This window comes from Aphanizomenon sp. UHCC 0183, assembly GCF_009712065.1.
In the GTDB taxonomy this organism is placed as follows: Bacteria; Cyanobacteriota; Cyanobacteriia; order Cyanobacteriales; family Nostocaceae; genus Dolichospermum; species Dolichospermum heterosporum.
Genome location: NZ_VILC01000064.1, coordinates 2,136 through 4,292, shown reverse-complemented (window position 1 = coordinate 4,292; position 2,157 = coordinate 2,136). Strand labels below are relative to the sequence as shown.

At 35.4% G+C, this 2,157-nt stretch carries 2 protein-coding genes; one reads left to right on the top strand and one right to left on the bottom strand.

Annotated elements, in window-relative coordinates; translation table 11 throughout:
* Positions 1–10 precede the first annotated feature (10 nt).
* On the top strand, positions 11–1,057 hold the full coding sequence (locus tag FJR37_RS18505; RefSeq protein ID WP_168466769.1) for an ABC transporter permease: 1,047 nt from the start codon (positions 11–13) through the stop codon (positions 1,055–1,057).
* A 251-nt stretch (positions 1,058–1,308) separates the two neighbouring features.
* Here FJR37_RS18505 and FJR37_RS18500 read toward each other — a convergent pair whose 3' ends face one another.
* On the bottom strand, positions 1,309–1,914 hold the full coding sequence (locus tag FJR37_RS18500; RefSeq protein ID WP_104385962.1) for a hypothetical protein: 606 nt from the start codon (positions 1,912–1,914) through the stop codon (positions 1,309–1,311).
* Positions 1,915–2,157: the final 243 nt, after the last annotated feature.

Here is a 2,157-nt window from a genome sequence, read left to right as displayed (position 1 = left end):
CCAATCATAAATGACAAATACAAAAATTTCCTTGGAGACAAGTCGAGACTGGCTGATAAGGTCAGTTACGAATGAAACTTTTATTTATGTGATGAAACGGCTTTTACAGGCGCTATTGACGATTTTCTTAGCGTCGGCTTTGTCATTTTTTATTATGAAGTTTTCTCCAGGGGATTATGTAGATACCCTGCGACAAAATCCGAAAATTTCCCCAGAACGGATTGAGGAAATTAGACAACAATTTGGTTTAGATAAATCTTGGCCAGAACAGTTTGGATTTTGGTTGCAGCAAATCGTCACTAAAGGTGATTTTGGCACAAGTTTTGTTTATCAACGTTCTGTATCGTCGCTCTTATGGGAACGAGTTCCAGCCACGTTGTTATTAGCGATCGCTTCTTTAATTATCACATGGGCGATCGCAATTCCTTTGGGTATTCTCGCTGCTGTAAAACAAAATCGTAGAACTGACCAGATTTTACAAATAGTCAGTTATGCTGGTCAAGGTATTCCCAGTTTTATCACTGTCTTATTTTTGCTATTTTTTGCTCAACTGACTACACCACTTTTTCCAGTGGGTAATATGACCAGTATTGATCATGCCGACCTCACATGGTTAGGTAAAATTCTCGATATCGCTTGGCATTCAGTTTTACCATTAATTGCCTTAAGTATTACCAGTTTTGCTGGTTTACAAAGGATTATGCGTGGTCAATTATTGGATGTTTTACGCCAAGATTATATTCAAACTGCCCGCGCTAAAGGACTTCCAGAAAACCGCGTTATTTATGTTCATGCTTTGCGAAATGCTATTAACCCATTAATTACTTTATTGGGTTTTGAATTAGCAGGTTTATTAGGTGGTGCATTTATTACAGAAAATTTCTTCAATTGGCCAGGTTTAGGAAAATTAACCCTACAAGCTGTTTTAGCTAAAGACCAATATTTAGTCATGGCCAGTTTGGTAATGAGTGCAGTATTATTAATTGTTGGTAATTTAATTGCCGACTTGATTTTAAAAGCAGCAGATCCAAGAATTAAGTTAGAAGATTTGAATTAGAACCGGACTTACACAAAATGCCTCTTAAAATCTCTTTCCTGCATAAAACTTAATGTGAGTCTTAACAAATTTATTAGGTAAACTTAGAGGATGTTTGAAAAGTATCAGAATTAATCGAGATCCCCCCAACCCCCCTTACAAAGGGGGGCTAAATTCCTCAAAGTCCCCCTTTTTAAGGGGGATTTAGGGGGATCTGCGGGTGTCAGATCCCACACGAAAAAGTTTTCAAACAACCTCTTAGAAAATTTAGTTTATGCCAAAATTCCTACCAAAATTCTCATTAGATCCTCTAAATCATTAGGAATGCGATACAAGGAAATATCCTGAAAAATTTGCTGATTGGTTTTTTCTAATATTCCAAAACGCCAAGCATCACCAATGGTAACACATCCATAAAAAACATCTCCTTCTTCAACTTGAGAAATAGCAATTAATTCTACAGCAAGTTGTGTAAAACCTCGTGTTAAATCATCATTTTTAGCTTCAACTACCAATAAACTAGGATTATGTTTGAGAAAATAATCTAAATTACCCTTTAACCAGTTATTTACAGACAATGGGTATTCAATTCTCACTTGACATTGACAATAGCGAGCAACTTCTAATAATGTTGGTGCTACTAGGGTTTCTCGTCTTGCTGTTTCACTACTTAAACTTACTAAAGGTAAAGATTCTTCAATTCGTTGTTTTAATTCCTCTAGTCTTTGTAAAGGATGATTACTTTTAGGTAAATCAATATGTCTTCTTATTAAAGAATAGCCCAATTCTGCTAATATTTCATCAGCTTCATAGGGCATTTCAAAGTAAGATCGAAAAGTGTAGGATTGACTTTCTAATAATATTTTTTTACGAGTCATAAATTTATCTGAATCAGAATTTATAGGATTTAGGATAGAATTAGGACTTACGCAAAACCTACTTCAAATACTGTCATTGCGACGTAAGGAAGCAATCTCAAACCCCTAGGTTTCGTTAAAATGCGTAAGTCCTAAGAATTTCAGAATTTATAGGATAAGCTGTTGTGCATTTAATTTGTATAATTCTTGCGGGCAAGATGTCCGCACTACAAGAAATAACAATATAGGACTTACGCACTGTAC